The 15,995-nt window shown below is 61.2% G+C and carries 18 protein-coding genes; 9 read left to right on the plus strand and 9 right to left on the minus strand.

Annotated features, from left to right (window positions below; translation table 11 throughout):
• Window positions 1–94 precede the first annotated feature (94 nt).
• From FHT93_RS35895 to FHT93_RS15235, 4 genes are read left to right on the plus strand one after another with little or no spacing between them, the layout of a single operon-like run.
• Entirely contained in the window at window positions 95–226 is a 132-nt protein-coding gene (locus FHT93_RS35895; RefSeq protein ID WP_281413546.1) for a hypothetical protein, read from the plus strand.
• Window positions 223–963, plus strand: coding sequence for an ABC transporter ATP-binding protein (locus FHT93_RS15225; RefSeq protein WP_183848197.1), 741 nt, complete (start codon window positions 223–225; stop codon window positions 961–963). Before FHT93_RS35895 ends, FHT93_RS15225 begins: the two co-directional genes overlap by 4 nt.
• Window positions 960–1,832 carry a metal ABC transporter permease gene (locus FHT93_RS15230; protein ID WP_112971058.1) on the plus strand — a complete coding sequence of 291 codons (873 nt, stop codon included), beginning with the start codon at window positions 960–962 and terminating at the stop codon, window positions 1,830–1,832. The genes FHT93_RS15225 and FHT93_RS15230 overlap by 4 nt, the downstream gene beginning before the upstream one ends.
• Before the next feature lie 15 nt (window positions 1,833–1,847).
• Entirely contained in the window at window positions 1,848–2,747 is a 900-nt protein-coding gene (locus FHT93_RS15235) for a zinc ABC transporter substrate-binding protein (protein ID WP_113116273.1), read from the plus strand.
• 10 nt (window positions 2,748–2,757) lie between these two features.
• Here FHT93_RS15235 and FHT93_RS15240 read toward each other — a convergent pair whose 3' ends face one another.
• The 5 genes from FHT93_RS15240 to thrC form a co-directional block, all read right to left on the minus strand.
• On the minus strand, window positions 2,758–3,066 hold the full coding sequence (locus FHT93_RS15240) for a Dabb family protein (RefSeq protein ID WP_112542971.1): 309 nt from the start codon (window positions 3,064–3,066) through the stop codon (window positions 2,758–2,760).
• A gap of 113 nt (window positions 3,067–3,179) precedes the next feature.
• Window positions 3,180–6,092 carry a sensor domain-containing phosphodiesterase gene (locus FHT93_RS15245; RefSeq protein WP_112542972.1) on the minus strand — a complete coding sequence of 971 codons (2,913 nt, stop codon included), beginning with the start codon at window positions 6,090–6,092 and terminating at the stop codon, window positions 3,180–3,182.
• Window positions 6,089–6,703: a GNAT family protein gene (locus tag FHT93_RS15250; protein ID WP_112542973.1), complete on the minus strand. Its 615-nt coding sequence runs from the start codon at window positions 6,701–6,703 to the stop codon at window positions 6,089–6,091. The genes FHT93_RS15245 and FHT93_RS15250 overlap by 4 nt, the downstream gene beginning before the upstream one ends.
• Window positions 6,704–6,733: 30 nt before the next feature.
• Window positions 6,734–8,032: a pitrilysin family protein gene (locus FHT93_RS15255; RefSeq protein WP_112542974.1), complete on the minus strand. Its 1,299-nt coding sequence runs from the start codon at window positions 8,030–8,032 to the stop codon at window positions 6,734–6,736.
• Between the two features lie 27 nt (window positions 8,033–8,059).
• A complete protein-coding gene (gene thrC, locus FHT93_RS15260; RefSeq protein WP_183848199.1) occupies window positions 8,060–9,460 on the minus strand; it encodes a threonine synthase in 1,401 nt (466 codons plus the stop codon).
• Between the two features lie 262 nt (window positions 9,461–9,722).
• Between thrC and FHT93_RS15265 the strand changes: the two genes are divergently transcribed.
• Window positions 9,723–10,409, plus strand: coding sequence for a hypothetical protein (locus FHT93_RS15265; RefSeq protein WP_183848403.1), 687 nt, complete (start codon window positions 9,723–9,725; stop codon window positions 10,407–10,409).
• Between the two features lie 154 nt (window positions 10,410–10,563).
• On the opposite strand, the gene FHT93_RS15270 is transcribed toward FHT93_RS15265, so the two are convergent.
• Window positions 10,564–11,253 carry an HAD family hydrolase gene (locus FHT93_RS15270; protein WP_113015001.1) on the minus strand — a complete coding sequence of 230 codons (690 nt, stop codon included), beginning with the start codon at window positions 11,251–11,253 and terminating at the stop codon, window positions 10,564–10,566.
• A gap of 160 nt (window positions 11,254–11,413) precedes the next feature.
• On the opposite strand from FHT93_RS15270, the gene FHT93_RS15275 reads away from it, so the two are divergent.
• Window positions 11,414–12,082, plus strand: a complete 669-nt coding sequence (locus tag FHT93_RS15275) for a GntR family transcriptional regulator (protein ID WP_112543128.1) — start codon at window positions 11,414–11,416, stop codon at window positions 12,080–12,082.
• Window positions 12,083–12,160: 78 nt separating this feature from the next.
• Here the strand turns inward: FHT93_RS15275 and FHT93_RS15280 are convergent, their stop codons facing one another.
• Window positions 12,161–12,847 (minus strand): helix-turn-helix transcriptional regulator, encoded by a 687-nt coding sequence (locus FHT93_RS15280; protein WP_113116268.1) that lies wholly within the window; start codon window positions 12,845–12,847, stop codon window positions 12,161–12,163.
• Between the two features lie 71 nt (window positions 12,848–12,918).
• Here FHT93_RS15280 and FHT93_RS15285 point away from each other — a divergent pair, with 71 nt between their 5' ends.
• The 3 genes from FHT93_RS15285 (at window position 12,919) to FHT93_RS15295 (ending at window position 14,882) form a co-directional block, all read left to right on the plus strand.
• Entirely contained in the window at window positions 12,919–13,248 is a 330-nt protein-coding gene (locus FHT93_RS15285; RefSeq protein ID WP_112971054.1) for an NIPSNAP family protein, read from the plus strand.
• Window positions 13,245–13,604 (plus strand): antibiotic biosynthesis monooxygenase, encoded by a 360-nt coding sequence (locus FHT93_RS15290; RefSeq protein WP_112542980.1) that lies wholly within the window; start codon window positions 13,245–13,247, stop codon window positions 13,602–13,604. The genes FHT93_RS15285 and FHT93_RS15290 overlap by 4 nt, the downstream gene beginning before the upstream one ends.
• A gap of 147 nt (window positions 13,605–13,751) precedes the next feature.
• Window positions 13,752–14,882 carry a site-specific DNA-methyltransferase gene (locus FHT93_RS15295; RefSeq protein ID WP_113116267.1) on the plus strand — a complete coding sequence of 377 codons (1,131 nt, stop codon included), beginning with the start codon at window positions 13,752–13,754 and terminating at the stop codon, window positions 14,880–14,882.
• Between the two features lie 129 nt (window positions 14,883–15,011).
• Here FHT93_RS15295 and FHT93_RS15300 read toward each other — a convergent pair whose 3' ends face one another.
• The gene (locus FHT93_RS15300; RefSeq protein WP_112542982.1) at window positions 15,012–15,377 is read right to left on the minus strand and encodes a nuclear transport factor 2 family protein; all 366 of its coding nucleotides are present in this window, start codon (window positions 15,375–15,377) and stop codon (window positions 15,012–15,014) included.
• Between the two features lie 3 nt (window positions 15,378–15,380).
• Window positions 15,381–15,995, minus strand: a complete 615-nt coding sequence (locus tag FHT93_RS15305; protein ID WP_112971052.1) for an HAD family phosphatase — start codon at window positions 15,993–15,995, stop codon at window positions 15,381–15,383.

Genomic DNA, 15,995 nt, shown 5'->3' on the forward strand with positions numbered 1-15,995 from the left:
AACAGGCGCCGATATGGCGCCGGTCGTCTTTGCCTCATTCCTGCCGTAATTGTTATAACATAACCGTAATGTTATTACATAAAAGGAATGAACAATGCCGACCGCCCCCCAACGTTTCGCCATCAGCAGCCTGCTCGGACAATCGGCGCTGCTGCGTGCCGGCGGCGCAATCATTATCGTTGCGCTCCTGTGGCTTGCGATCCATTGGGCGATCTTGCTGCCATGAGCGCGCCGGTCATCCGCCTCCACAATCTGACAGTTTCCTATGATCGCCACCCGGCGGTCCATCACCTCTCCGGCACGTTCCAGCCCGGCAGCCTGACGGCAGTCGCCGGGCCGAACGGGGCGGGGAAATCCACGCTGCTGAAAGCGATCATGGGGGAACTGCGCCCGGCTGAGGGGCGAGTGGAGCACCGGCTGCAGCGCGCCGATTTCGGTTACCTTCCGCAGGCAGCAGACATCAACAGGCGCTTTCCGATCTCCGTTCTGGATACGGTGCTGCTCGGAAGCTGGCGCTCGGCTGGTGCTTTCGGCAGCGTTGCGAAACAGGACGGTATGCGCGCCCGCGCCGCGCTCGGCATCGTCGGGCTGGAAGGCTTCGAGGCGCGCCACATCGGCTCGCTCTCGGCTGGCCAGTTCCAGCGCGTGCTCTTTGCCCGCCTACTGTTGCAGGATGCCCGTGTCATCCTGCTCGATGAACCCTTCACCGCCATCGACGCCCGCACGACCAGGGACCTGCTCGATATCATCGCCCGCTGGCACGGCGACGGCCGGACAGTGATCGCCGTGCTCCACGATTTCGAGCAGGTGAGGGCGCATTTCCCGGAAACCCTGCTGCTCGCCCGCCGGCTGATCGGCTGGGGGATGACGCAGGAGGTCATGTCGTCAGCCAATCTGCTTGAGGCTCGCGCCATGGCCGAACGTTGGGACGAGGATGCCGAAGCCTGCGAGCCGGCGGCATGACGGCCTACGATATCTTCTTCGCTCCCTTTGCCGATTATGGCTTCATGCGCCGCGCGCTCGTCGCCTGCCTCTGCCTTGGTCTCGGCTCCGGTCCCATCGGCGTCTTCCTGATGCTGCGACGCATGAGCCTGATGGGAGACGCCATGAGCCATGCAGTGCTTCCGGGGGCGGCGATCGGCTATCTCGTTGCCGGCTCGCTGTCGCTGACTGCAATGGGCATTGGCGGGCTTGTCGCCGGCCTTTCTGTCGCACTGCTGTCCGGCGTCGTCAGTCGCATGACCGTGCTTCAGGAAGACGCGAGCTTTGCGAGCTTCTATCTCGCCTCGCTGGCCCTCGGCGTGCTTATCGTCTCGCTGCGAGGCTCCAACATCGATCTGCTGCATGTGCTGTTCGGCACGATCCTTGCCATCGATGCACCGGCACTGACGCAGATCGGCGCCATCACATCGGTTACATTGCTGGCACTAGCGGTCATCTACCGACCTCTGGTCGCGGAATGTTTCGATCCTGGTTTCCTGCGTGCCGTCGCCGGGCGGGGCCCGGTCTATCATTTTCTCTTCCTGCTCTTGGTGGTGCTGAACCTTGTCGCGAGCTTCCAGGCGCTCGGCACGTTGATGGCCGTAGGCTTGATGATGCTGCCGGCCGCGATCGCGCAGCTCTGGTCGCGCAGTTTGCCGGCCATGATGATGACAGCAGCGGTCAGCGCCGCAGCTTCCGGCTATCTCGGCCTAATCGCGTCCTATCACCTCGAGCTTGCCTCCGGCCCAACGATCATCATGACGGCGGCGCTGTTTTACGGGCTCTCCATCTTCTTCGCGCCGTCGGGCCTTGCCCGACGTTTCTTCCCCCGCCCGCATCTGAAGGGCTGATCACAGGAGCCATCAATGATATCCCGCAGACTGCTTCTCTCCGCCGCCTTGCCCGTGCTGATGGTGCTTTCAGCCGTGCCGGCTTCGGCCGAAACGCTGAAGGTCGTCGCTTCCTTCACCGTGCTTGCCGATGTCGTCCGCCAGGTCGGCGGCGATCACGTCAAGGTCACAAGCCTCGTCGGCCCGAACGGCGATCCCCATGAATTCGAGCCGTCGCCGGCCGATGCCAAAGCGCTGAACGCCGCAAAGGTCACCTTCGTCAGTGGCGAGGGGCTGGAAGGCTGGATGGATCGCCTCATCACCGCCTCCGGCTACAAGGGCAAACCCATCACGGTCTCCGAGGGCATCAACACCCGCACCATGGAAGAGGACGGAAAGACCGTTACCGATCCGCATGTCTGGAACAGCCCCGTGAATGTGAAGATCTGGGTCGCCAACATCGAAAAAGCGCTGTCCGCTGCCGATCCGGCCGATGCGGCAGCCTTCAAGGCCAATGCCGAAAAGTACACGAAGAAGCTCGACGAGCTGGATGCCTATGCCCATTCCAAGTTCGACAAGATCGCCGATAATAGCCGCAAGGTGCTGACCAGCCACGATGCTTTCGGTTACTTCGGCCGGGAATATAATGTCAGCTTCCTGGCGCCGCTCGGACTTTCGACTGAAAGCGAAGCGTCTGCCGCTGACGTCGCCAAGCTGATCGAGCAGATCAAGCAGGAGCGCGTGAAGACTTACTTCTTCGAAAACTCGAACGATCCGCGGCTCGTCAAACAGGTTGCCACCGCCACCGGAGCCAAGCCGGGCGGTGAGCTTTACGTCGAATCGCTGTCGGACACCAAAGGCCCGGCGCCGACCTACGAGAAGATGTTCCGCTACAATGTTGACCAGCTCTCCGCCGCGATGGCGAAATCGAGCTGATCAAGGAATATTAGAGAACCAGATCGAAGACGAGGAGGCCGGCCAGGCCTCCATCCGTTGACGTGACGATACGCTCGCCGACGGCCACATGCTCGGGATGCACGAGATAGGTATCCCGGGCCTCCGGGCTCTCGAAGGTCACTGCAAATCCGTCGACGAAACCGCCATGCAGCCCCTCGGGTGAAACATTCGGCCCGTATTTGATATCCAGAATGCCTGGAATTACCTGCTTCAGCGCCACGATGGCGTCGAACAGCGCCTGCTTGTCATCTGGTGTCATGGCGCTCTTCAGCCGCATGAATACGCAATGCAGGATCATAAGGGGCCTCCCGGTTGTGTTTTCGGGCAGAATAACTGTCATGGCCGGGAGGGCAAGGCGATAAACCGCGTCCTCCCCGCATTCTCTGTGGGCACTAGTCGAGTTAAATCCGCCTAGGCCCGCTTCGTCAGCGGAAACCGTTCCCTCAGCAGTCGCAGCACCGATTCCGACGGCATCGGCGGACCGAAGAGATAGCTCTGGCCATAGCTGCAGCCCATCTTGGCAAGCTCGATCGCATCCTCGTTGGATTCGATGCCCTCGGCGACCACCTTCATCTCCAGCTCGCGCGCCATGGAGATCACCGATCTCAGCACGGTTGCCTTCTTGTCGCTGTTGTCGCGCACCAGCGCCTTGTCGAGCTTGATCGTGTCGAAGGGGAAGCGGGTGAGATAGGCAAGCGAGGAATAGCCGGTGCCGAAATCGTCGAGCGCCAGGCCAAGGCCGGCTTCCTTCAGCTTCTGCAAGACGAGACGGGCCTGCTCCGGATTTTCCATCACCATGGATTCCGTCAGTTCCAGCTTCAGCCTTGAAGGATCGCAATGGGTTTTCGCCAGCACCGAGCGGACGTCGTCGTAAAGCTCGTTATTGAGAAGCTGCACGCTGGAGAGGTTGATGGAGACGAAGATCGGCAGTTCGCCGGTCTGGTTCTGCCACCCCATCAGGTCGTTGGTCGCCTGTTCCAGCGCGAAGATGCCGAGCGCGCCAATGATGTCGGAGGCTTCGGCGATCGGGATGAATTCCGAGGGCGGGATATTGCCGCGTTTGGGATGTTCCCAACGCATCAGCGCCTCGAAACCGGCAATCTCGACATCCTCCAGCCGCGCGATCGGCTGGTAGACCATCGAAAGTTCCTTGCGTTCGATGGCGCGGCGCAGATCCGATTCAAGCTGCAGGCGGTCTGTGCCGAAATCGCGGAAGGCCGGCTGGAAGGGCTCGACACGGTTGCCACCGGCGCGCTTGGCCCGATACATGGCAAGCTCGGCGTCGCTGAGCAGGCCGGATGCACTTTCCTGCTGGTCCACCCAGGAGGTGAGGCCGATCGAAGCGGTCAGGATGATCTCGCGGTTGGAGAAATTGATCGGCACCATGATCGCCTTGCTCATCGCATCGGCGAAATCCGCGACCTTGGCCGGATCGTGCTCGGAAACAAGGATGAGGCCGAACTGGTCGCCCGAGAGACGCGCCAGCGTATCCTGCGGTTTCAGAAGACGGCGGAGACGCCGGGTGAGTGCGATCAGGATATTGTCGCCCGCGGCCACTCCGAGCGAATCGTTGACCAGCTTGTAGCGGTCGATGTCGATCACCATCACGGTCGGACGCAGCGTCTCGCCACCCGGTGCCAGCGTCAGCACCGACTGCAGGCGGTCTATGAAGACCTGCCGGTTCGGCAGGCCCGTCAGGTTATCGTGCAGCGCATCGTGCAGCAGCCGCTCGACGGAGTTCTTCTGCTCGGTCACATCGACGATCGTGCCGACGCAGCGAATGATTTCGCCGTTCGAGCCGAGCACCGGCCGGGCACGGATCAGGAGCCAATGGAAGTGCCCGTCTTCGGCGCGGATGCGGAACTCGTGGTTCAGCCGGCCGCGGCGATGTTCCAGGAGCACGTCCAACGTCGCCCGGAAACGGTCGCGATCGTCGGGGTGCAGCCGCGGCAGCCAGTTGCGCGCCGCGCCATGCATCGTGCCTGGCGAGAGCCCGAGTTTTACGGAAACATCGGGAATGGTGACGACGCGGTCGCGCGCTACATCCCAATCCCAGACCATGTCGCCGGAGCCCGTCAGCGCCAGCGACTGGCGTTCGAGATCGGAGAACAGGCCCTGCTGGAAAGCGCCGCCCGCAAAGGCGTGCTGCATCACGGTGAAACCGATCAGGAGCACGATAAGGACGAGACCGCCGCCGAGTGCGGGCTGAATGATGTCATTGTCGAGCCGGCCGGTGATCGTCATCCACGCGCCAAACAGCCAGACAAGCGTCAGCGCCCAGGCTGGAACGAGCAGGATGGCGCGGTCGTAGCGGTTGAAGCCGAGATAGATGATGAGCAGCAGCCCGGTCGCTGCCGTCAGCGCGAAGGAAAGCCGCGCAATGCCGGCCGCAATCGACGGATCGTAGATCGCCACGCCGAAGAGCAGCGCAAGACCCAGCACCCAGGCAAGCGTGGCGTAACCCAGATGCACATGCCATCGGTTCAGATTGAGATAGGTAAAGAGGAAGATGACGAAACTGGAGGCGAGCGCCACCTCCGCACAGGCGCGCCATATTCGTTGATCCGCCGAGGCGACGCTGATCAGCTTTCCAAGGAAGCCGAAGTCGACGCAGATATAGCCGAGCACCGCCCAGGCAAGTGCCGCCGTCGCCGGCAGCATCGAGGTTCCCTTGACGACGAAAAGGATGGTCAGGAAAACCGCCAGCAGGCCGGCAATGCCGAGTACGATGCCGCGATAGAGCGTGAAGGCGTTGATCGTGTCCTTGTAGGCATCCGGCTCCCACAGATAGATCTGCGGCAGGTCGGGTGTCGCAAGCTCGGCCACGAAGGTGATGACGGCACCGGGGTTCAGCGTGATGCGGAAGACGTCGGCTTCGTCGCTCGGCTGGCGGTCGAGTGCAAAACCTTCGCTGGGGGTAATGGCAATGATGCGCTGCGAGCCGAGATCGGGCCAGAACAGCTTGGAATTGACGAGACGGAAGTGCGGCGCGACGATGACGCGCTCAAGCTGCTCTTCCGAGACATTGGCAAGCGCAAAGACTGCCCAGTCGCCCTGATGGTTTTCCGAACTTGCGCGCACTTCGATACGCCGGCGGATACCATCGGCGCCGGCCGCGGTGGAAACCTGGAAGGCTTCGCCCTGGTTGGCGTAGATTTCGGTCGTGGCAGTCAGGTCCAGCGCAGTATCGTCGCGGGAAATCTTCACCGGCTCGGCCGCCTGCACGGTTCCCGCGGCAAGGGCGAATACCGACAGGAGAAGGGCTGCGATCACCGTGATCACTCGTCCGGACGGTGACGTCAGCAGCATGCGGTCTTTGTTCATCGGCTGTTGGGTTTCCTGCCTGTATCCGCGTCACTGGCCAGACGTGAAAACATCACGTGATCATGCCACTGACCGTTGATCTTCAAATATCCGCGCAGGTAGCCTTCCCGCTGGAACCCGGCTTTCTCAAGCAGGCGAATGCTCCGTGCATTGTCTGGAATACAGGCTGCTTCAATACGGTGCAACTCAAGCCCGGCGAAGATATAAGGAATAACCAGTTGAAGTGCGGCAAACATATGGCCCTGGCCGGCAAAACGCTCGCCCATCCAATAGCCGATCATGCAGCTTTGGGCCGCACCCCGGCGGATATAGCCGATGGTGACGCCGCCAACGAGCGTCATGTCCTTTCTGAGAAAAATGAAGAGCGGGACCGCCTGTCCCGAAGCATATTCCTGTTTGCCGCGGATCACCCGGGCGCGAAACGATCCCTCGGTCAGCTCGTCGCGCCGCCATGTCGGCTCCCAGGGCTCCAGAAATCGGCGGCTATCGGCGCGAAGCCGGTGCCACTGGCTGAAATCCTGATAGCGCGGCAGGCGCAAGACATATTTATCGTTTTCGAGTTCGACCGCTTCAGGCTGTCGCGACAGGAACCGAAAAACCGATTTTGGCATCGATACCCCTCGGCGCAACGGATGTGTCGGTCAGAGGCTCGCCTGCTTCGTCTTCGGTGCCGGGACCGAAAGCGAGGCGGTGATGTCTTCCATCGGGGCAAGCTGCTCAAGCGGACCGATCGCCGAAAGCGTCGGAACGGTGTCGTAGAACAGGCGACCCGCTAGGTCGGTCAGACGCTCTATGGTGATGCCTTCCAAGCGCTCCATCATCTCCGGATTGGAGATCGGGCGACCGTAGAGCATCATCTGCCGGGCGACCTGGCCGGCACGGGCGGCGGGGCTTTCCTGGCCCATGAGAAGCTGGGCGCGGATTTGCGCGCGGGCGCGCTCGATTTCCTTCTGATGGATGCTGTCGGCCGACTTGTGCAACTCGTCGATGATGACGGGCACCAGTTCCGGCAGGTTCTCGCCACCGGTTGCGGCGTGGATACCGAAGATGCCGGTATCGGAAAAGCCCCAGTGGAAAGCGTAGACGGAATAACAGAGGCCACGAAACTCGCGCACTTCCTGGAAGAGGCGGGAGGACATGCCGCCACCGAGGATATTCGCGAGGATCTGTGAGCAGTAGAAATCGCGGGCGTGGTAGGCCTTGCCCTCGAAGCCGAGCAGGATCTGCGCGTCCATGAGGTCGCGCGGCTCACGCACATTGCCGCCGATGTAGCGCGCTGGCTCCATGACCGGCGGCGCATTGGGCGTGGTCGGCAGGCTGGCGAAGCGGTCTTCGACCAAGCGAACGAATTCGTCATGCTCGACGGCGCCCGCCGCCACCACGAACATCCGGTCGGTCGTGTAGTTGCGGCCGAGATAGGTGCGAATCTGCTGCGGCGTGAAGGAAACGACGGTTTCCGGCGTGCCGAGGATCGGTCTCCCGAGCGTCTGGCCGCGATAGGCGACCTCGGAGAAGCGGTCGAAGACGACGTCGTCGGGCGTGTCGTTGGCCGCGTTGATCTCCTGTAGGATGACCTGCTTCTCGCGCTCCAGCTCTTCTTCCTCGAAGGCGGATTCCGTCAGGATATCGGCGAGGATATCGACGGCGAGCGGTACATGATCCTTCAGGACACGGGCATAATAAGAGGTCGTTTCGGTGGAGGTCGCAGCATTCACTTCGCCGCCGACATCCTCGATTTCCTCGGCGATCTCGCGGGCGGAGCGGCGTGCCGTTCCCTTGAAGGCCATGTGTTCGAGCAGGTGGGCAATACCGTGTTCGTCTTCCGTCTCGTTACGCGAACCTGATTTGATCCAGACTCCGAGCGCAGCGCTTTCAAGGTGCGGCATGGTCTGTGTGACTACTGTCAGCCCGGATTTGAGCCGGGTGCACTCAACTGTCATGTGCTATCTTTCTGCGCTTGCCGTCATCTAGCTGCGGGCATGCTTGCCGATAAAGGTTTCAACCGCTTTGAGCTCGGGCTCGATGATCTGGAAGCGCTCCTCCCTGTGCATCACATCAGCAAGCCACGTCGGAAGCGCCGGGTCAATACCGGAGGCGGATTTTACGGCGGCGGGGAATTTCGCCGGATGCGCAGTCGCAAGCGTCACCATCGGCGTATTCGGCTTTTCCCTCTTGGCGGCGACGAAGACGCCGATCGCGGAATGCGGATCGAGGAGATAGCCGGTTTCTTCATAGTTCTTGCGAATTGTTTCTGCCACCTGACGCTCGCTTGCGCGACCGGCACGGAAATCCTTCTTGATGAATTTCAGCGCGTCGGGCGAAATTTCGAAACCATTGGATTGCTTGAGGCTTTCCATTGCGGCGCGAACCTTGGAGGCGTCGCGGTCATAGGCTTCGAACAGCAGCCGCTCGAAGTTCGAGGATATCTGGATATCCATGGAAGGCGAAGTCGTAGCCTTAACCGCTTTCATATCGTAACGGCCGGTTTTCAGCATGCGCGCCAGAATATCGTTCTCGTTGGTGGCGATGACGAGTTTGTCGATCGGCAGTCCCATGCGCTTGGCGCAGTAGCCGGCGAAGATATCGCCGAAATTGCCCGTTGGCACCGTGAATGAGATCTTCCGGTCCGGCCCGCCGAGTGCGATCGCCGTCGTGAAATAGTAGACGATCTGGGCCATGATGCGGGCCCAATTGATCGAATTGACGCCCGAGAGCTTCACGTTGTCGCGGAAGGCCGTGTCATTGAACATGGCTTTGACGAGGTTCTGGCAATCATCGAAATTGCCTTCCACGGCAAGCGCGTGCACGTTGCCTGATGTCGACGTCGTCATCTGGCGCTGTTGTACGGGCGAAACCTTGCCATGCGGGAAGAGGATGAAGATGTCGGTGCGCTCGCGGTTGGCAAAAGCATCGATCGCGGCACCACCCGTATCGCCCGAAGTGGCGCCGACGATGGTTGCCCGCTCGCCGCGCTTCTCCAGCGCGTAGTCCATCAGGCGGGCAAGAAGCTGCATCGCCACATCCTTGAAGGCGAGCGTCGTGCCGTGGAACAGTTCCATCACGAAACTGTTCGGGCCGGTCTGCACCAGCGGCGCGATCGCCGGATGGCGGAAAGTGCCGTAGGCCTCGTCGATCATCGCCCGGAAGGTTTCGTCCGGGATTTCACCATTGGTGAAGGGCGAAAGGATGGTGAAGGCGATCTCCTGATACGTCTTGCCGCGCAGCGCCCGGATTTCCTTCTTGGAAAAACTCGGCCATTTGCGCGGTACATAGAGCCCGCCATCGCGCGCCAGCCCTGCCAGAAGGGCGTCGCAAAAGCCGAGGGAAGGGGCCTCGCCGCGGGTCGAGATATAGTCCACGTTCGTCATCCTTGATCTATGGCTGGAGAGTTTCCGCGCGAAAAACGGACAGTCGCCGCGTTGAAAAGAGGGAGCTTGCCGGCTCGCCGGGGCATTGCCGCAGGTATGTTATTGAAGTTGCCCGCATCCGGCGCCGAAAAGTGCATCAAAACGGTGCTTACCCAATCGATTTTTCTTTGCGCCGCTGATATAGACCATCGCCAACTGTCATGAAAGGCCTTGCGGGAAAGTCGCAAGCACCTAGAAGAAAAGCGTCTGCAAGGGGTGGAATATCGTGCTCGGCAAGGTCTCGCGTCTCATTGTTTCTGCATCGCTTTTTGCCGCCCTTGCCGGCTGCAATTCGCTTGGCCTCGGCGGCGACAGCAAGCCTGAGGCGACCGCCGCGGCAACCGGCCCGGCGCCGCTTCAGCCGAATGGCGATGCCCAGATCATGCCGGTCGCACCGACCAATCCTTCGTCGAACCAGGCCCCGATCGGGACCGGCGTTACCGCACAAGGCAGGGTCGCGCCGGTGGTTCAGGGCGCTTGCCCGCAGATATTCATGCGCGATCAGGATGCGATCTATCGCACCTACGCGAAGGGCGCAAAGGCCGGCGACCCGCAGCAAGTCGTCTTCCAGGCATCCTTCGGTGACTACACCCGCCAGTGCACGCTGAACGATACGGCACTTTCGATGACCGTCGTGGCGCAGCTTCGCCTCGTCGCCGGCCCGGGCGGCGCCTCCGGCCCGGTCACCTTGCCGATCCGCATCTCGGTGCTGGATGGCCAGGATGTTTTGTCGTCCGAAGTCGTGAATTTCCCAGCCCAGATCCCGGCCGGCGCACCGGCGACCCAGGTCATATTCCGCCATGAAGGCATCAAGATGCCGGTCGGCTCCGGTGCTCTCGTGCGCGTCAATGTCGGTTTCGACACTCAGCCCTCCAAGAACGCAAAGAACTCGAAGAAGAAGAGCAGCTGAAGCATCGGCCGCTTGATCACTCCTGCGAGACCCAACGCGCCCATTGGCGTGGTGCATGCTGCCGCGCGACAAACTTCACCCTAGATGCAAAAAAGCCCGCAGGTTGCGGGCTCCCGGTGCGGATTTCTTCCGCTCGAGTTTCAAGGCTGCGCCCTTAAAGCACGCCTTCCCACTCCGCCAATGCGGCGACAACGCCGGGCAGATCGTTCATGCGTGAAATCACCGTCTCTGCGCCCGCATCCGTCAACTTGTCGGCATGCGATGGATAGGTATGCGAGCCGCCGGTGAAGCCGATAACCCGCATGCCTGCCGCACGCGCGGCATGAACGCCATGGGTGGAATCTTCGACGACGACAGTCCTGGAAGGCGAGACGCCCATCTGGCTGGCGCCATGAAGGAAAATATCCGGCTTCGGCTTGGCGCGATCGGGGCCGAGATCCTTGGCGGAGAAGATGTTTGGCGCAAAGAGCTGCTTCAGGCCGACCTTGCCAAGCATCATATCGAGCCGCTTGCTCGAGGAATTGGAGCAGATGCAACGCTTCATCGGAAGGCGGCTGACGGCATATTCGACACCGGGGATAGCCTGTACTTCCTGTTCGAGCCGCACATCCAGGATCTGCTGCGACTTGTCGAGCAGGGACGCCGAGATTGGAATGCTGGCCTCGCGCTCGATCTGGAAGAGTATGTCCTGCCAGGTCAGGCCGGCGAAGCGCTCGTTCATCTCCTCGACGCTGATCGGATAGCCTGCTTCGGTCAGCAGCACCGATTCCACGTTGGCAGCGATGATTTCGGAATCGACCAGAACGCCGTCGCAGTCGAAGATGATGAGGTCGAAGCCGTCCATATACTCATGCCTTATTCGGGGATGATGCGGCTTTACACGATGGCCGCCGAAAGCTCAATCGGCTGCACGGCATGGCTGGAATGCATTGTGCGGGCAGCTTTGCCGGGAGCAGGTTCCGTCCCACCTCGACAAGTCCTGCAGGGCTCGCTACTTGATGGCAATGAGCAGGGAACCAGAAGACACCATCACCGCGCGCATCGCCCGCGTGCTTGCAGAGCGCATCGTCCATGGCGAGATTGCGCCTGGCGCTCGTCTTCGACAGGACCATATTGCCGAGGAGTTCGACACCAGCCATGTGCCGGTACGCGAGGCTTTCCGTCGGCTGGAGGCGCAGGGACTGGCGATCAGCGAGCCGCGCCGTGGCGTTCGCGTCGCCTCCTTTGATCTCGCCGAGGTGCGCGAGGTCGCTGAAATGCGCGCCGCACTCGAAGTGCTTGCTTTGACACATGCCAGCCGCCACTTGACGCCCGCCATTCTTGACGCTGCGGAGGAGGCGACACGCGAAGGTGATGCCGCTGCCGATGTGCATGCCTGGGAAGAGGCGAACCGCCGCTTCCACCGTCTGATCCTCACCCCTTGCGCCATGCCGCGCCTGCTCGCCTCGATCGACGACCTCCATGCGGCAAGTGCCCGCTTCCTGTTTTCGGCCTGGCGATCCGGTTGGGAAAAACGCACGGATCACGATCACAGGGCCATCCTTGCCGCACTTCGCCAGGGCAAGGCGGAGGAGGCTGCCGCCATCCTGCAGAAGCATGTGCAGTGGATCGGACGTGCCCCGCAGCCCGCCCAGAAGGGCGGCGAACGTGAAGCTTTTGCCATCGTCGGCTGAATTCTCAAAATTGTAGGTACCTGAGCGCGTTTTGCACCACGGTCGCTCGCAACCATTCGGGAATACGCTTGTCGCGCCTTAGCCTTCCAGCGGAAAGAGCTTGAGGAACTGCCGCTCGCCCTCGGGTGAAAAGACCACAGAGCGGCTTTCCGGTATCCGCCTTGCCCAGCCCTTCTCCATGAAATTCGAAAGCAGCGCCTTGCCGAGGCTGCCGGCAAGATGGGCGCGGCGTTCGCTCCAGTCGAGGCAGGAGCGGCAGAGCGGCCGGCGGGAGGACTTGAGGCTGCCGACATCGATGCCGATACATTGCAGATCGCTCTCGCCTTTCACCGTCACCGCAAGCCCGTCGCCGATGGCATCGATCGACCCGGAGGCAACGAGGCTGTCCAGCATGCGCACGCCAAAATCGCCCGCCAGATGATCGTAGCAGATACGCGCCTTGCGCAGCGCCGGGTCTTTCGGACCGGGCTGATGGCGCAGATGCCCTCGGCTTGCCGCAAGGCCCATCATGCTTTCGATCAGCCGCGCGACTGCCTCGTCGGCGAGCGTGAAGTAGCGGTGTCGCCCCTGTTTACGCTGCGCCAGCAAGCCGCCGGCTTCGAGTTTTGAAAGGTGCGTGCTTGCGGTCTGCAGGGTGATGCCGCCAGCCGCAGCAAGTTCGGTTGCCGTCAGCGCACGCCCGCCGGTCAGCGCCGCCAGCATATTGGCGCGCGCCGGATCGCCGATGAGCGCACCGATCTGCGCGATGTCAGGCCCTTCTTTCATACTTCGATCGTAACCGAAGCATTCTCGTACGGCAATGTGCGAAAACGCTTCTCACACGAAAGGAGAAAACGATGATCACTTGCTTCATCCGCTACGAGATCGACCCGTTCCGCAAGGATGCCTTTGCCGAATATGCCCGCAACTGGGGGCAGGCGATCCCGAGAAACGGCGCCGACCTGATCGGCTATTTCGGCCCGCACGAGGGTTCCGCGACGACGGCTTACGGTGTCTACAACATCGAAAGCCTGACAGCCTATGAGGCCTATCGCGCAAGGCTTGCCGCCGATCCGCTCGGTCGGGAGAACTACGAATTCGCCCGCCGTGAACGCTTCATCCTGAAAGAGGACCGCATCTTCCTGAAGAATGTCTCGGCCCCACATGCGAGACTGGTGCTGCCGTGATCGCCGTCATCTTCGAAGTCATCCCCTATGTCGGCGAACGCCATCGCTATCTCGACTTGGCCGGCGAACTCAGATCCGAACTCGAAAAGATCGACGGCTTCATCTCCATCGAGCGTTTCGAGAGCCTGACTATGCGCGGCAAGATCCTCTCACTCTCTTTCTTCAGGGACGAAGAGGCGGTTCGCGAGTGGCGCAATCTCGAGGCCCATCGCGCGGCCCAGACGGCCGGCCGCAACGGCATTTTCGCAGACTATCGCCTGCGTATAGGCCAGGTGATCAGGGATTATGGCATGATCGAGCGGGCCGAAGCACCTGAAGACAGCAGGCACGTCCATAGCCTTCATGTCGTGGAATGAAAGGGGCAGGCACCGGCCTGTGCCTGCCTCTCTCCTACGCGCAAACCCGAATATTTTCCCGAAACGGGTCGATGCTTCAGTCTTTGGTAACCAACTTGCGTAACCATAACGGACAGTTAAGCGTAAAGCGTATGAGTGAGTATCTAAATGGCGTCTGTTTTTCCGCTTGCCGACCTCAAGGCTTCCGTCAAGCCGGGTTCTTGGGTCGACACGATCATCAAGGGCGATTGCGTTGCAGCCCTTGAGGCTCTTCCGAACCAGTCGGTTGACGTCATCTTCGCCGATCCGCCCTATAACCTCCAGCTTGGCGGCACACTGCACCGGCCGGACCAGTCGCTGGTCGATGCGGTCGACGACGAATGGGATCAGTTCGCCTCCTTCGAGGCCTATGATGCCTTCACTCGCGCCTGGCTGCTCGCCTGCCGCCGTGTGCTGAAGCCGACGGGCACGATCTGGGTCATCGGCTCCTATCACAATATCTTCCGCGTCGGCGCCACGCTGCAGGATCTGAACTTCTGGATCCTCAACGACATCGTCTGGCGCAAGACGAACCCGATGCCGAATTTCAAGGGCCGTCGTTTCCAGAACGCCCATGAAACGATGATCTGGGCGAGCCCGAACGCCAAGGCCAAGGGCTATACCTTCAATTACGATGCCATGAAGGCCGCCAATGACGATGTGCAGATGCGCTCCGACTGGCTCTTCCCGATCTGCAGTGGCAACGAGCGCCTGAAGGGTGACGATGGCAAGAAGGTCCATCCGACGCAGAAGCCGGAAGCGTTGCTCGCCCGCGTCATCATGGCCTCGTCGAAGCCCGGCGATATCATTCTCGATCCCTTCTTCGGTTCGGGAACGACCGGCGCCGTTGCCAAGCGTCTCGGCCGCCACTTCGTCGGCATCGAGCGTGAGCAGGACTATATCGATGCGGCCTCTGCCCGCATCGCCGCCGTCGAGCCGCTCGGCAAGGCGGAACTGACCGTCATGACCGGCAAGAAGGCCGAAGCCCGCGTCGCCTTCAACGTGCTGGTCGAAAGCGGCCTTATCAAGCCCGGCCAGGTGCTGACGGATGCCAGACGGCGTTACAGCGCCGTGGTGCGCGCCGACGGCACGGTCGCCGCTGGTGGCGAGGCCGGCTCCATTCATCGTCTCGGCGCGAAAGTGCAGGGCCTTGATGCATGCAACGGGTGGACCTTCTGGCACTTCGACGACGGGCAATCCCTGCGCCCGATCGACGACTTGCGGTCCATCGTCCGCAGCGACCTTGCAAAGATGGATTGAGCAACATCTTGCAGGATTGAGATACAGCTTCTTCCGGTTTGTACCTCCAGTTACGGAAGAAGAAACAAGAAGCCCGGGGCCGAAAGACCCCGGGCTTCTTGTTTCTGCAAAAGCGGCAGCAATCTCGCCTCAGAATTCCTGGTAGTCGGTCACATCGACCCGCGTAACCTTGCCGTCCGCATTGAAGGTGATCGTCTCCTCGCCTTCGCGGATCAGCGGTTTGCCGGTCTTGCTGTGTGTTGCCCGAACAGACCAGACGGCCCGGCCGGAAAGCGGCGTCAGCGTTTCCACCAGGGAGTTTTCCGCTGTCTGGTCAGGGTAATCGTCGAAATAGCGTCGGAAGGCAGCCATGATCTCGGCCCGGCCGGCAAGGCTGCCGACGCCGTTGGAGACGTAGGTCGCATCCTCGGCGAACCAGCGCTCGATCTCGGGGAAATCGAGCGCGTTGATCGCCGCGTGGAAGCGATCGATGGCGTCAGCGGGATCGAAAGCCATGGCTCAGGCCCTCAAACCGTAAGTCGCGAGGTCGGCGCGCAGCTTGTCGGCGCCGGTGAAGAGCACAGCATTCCAGCCGGCGGCCTTAGCGCCCTCGACATTGACGGGTGCGTCGTCGATGAAGATTGTCGCGGCCGGATCGAGGTCGAAACTCTTCGCATGCGTTTCGTAGATCGCGATATCGGGCTTGATGAGGCCGACATCACCGGAAACGGTTACGCCGCGCGGCTTCTTGAGGAAGGGGAAGCGTTCCTGCGCCTCGCGGAATGTGTCGGACGCGAAGTTGGTCAGCATCGTCACGTCCCGGCCTTCATTGATGAAGCCCTCCATGATCGCGACGCTGTCTTCATAGGCATGCGGTATCATCTCGTGCCAGTTCTTGCGAAAGCCGCGGATATGCTCTTCGCGGGTCGGATGCTCCTTGATCAGCAAGGCCTCGGCATCGGCCCAGGTGCGGCCGCGGTCCTGCTCGACGTTCCAGTCGTGCGTGCAGATATTGGCGAAAAACCAGGTGCGCTCGGCCTCATCGGGAATGAGGCGGCTGAAGGGAATTTGCGGATCGTAATGAATAAGAACTTTGCCAATATCGAAAACGATATGCTTGATGTCGTTTGCCAT

Source organism: Rhizobium sp. BK379 (assembly GCF_014193955.1).
Taxonomy (GTDB): Bacteria; Pseudomonadota; Alphaproteobacteria; order Rhizobiales; family Rhizobiaceae; genus Rhizobium.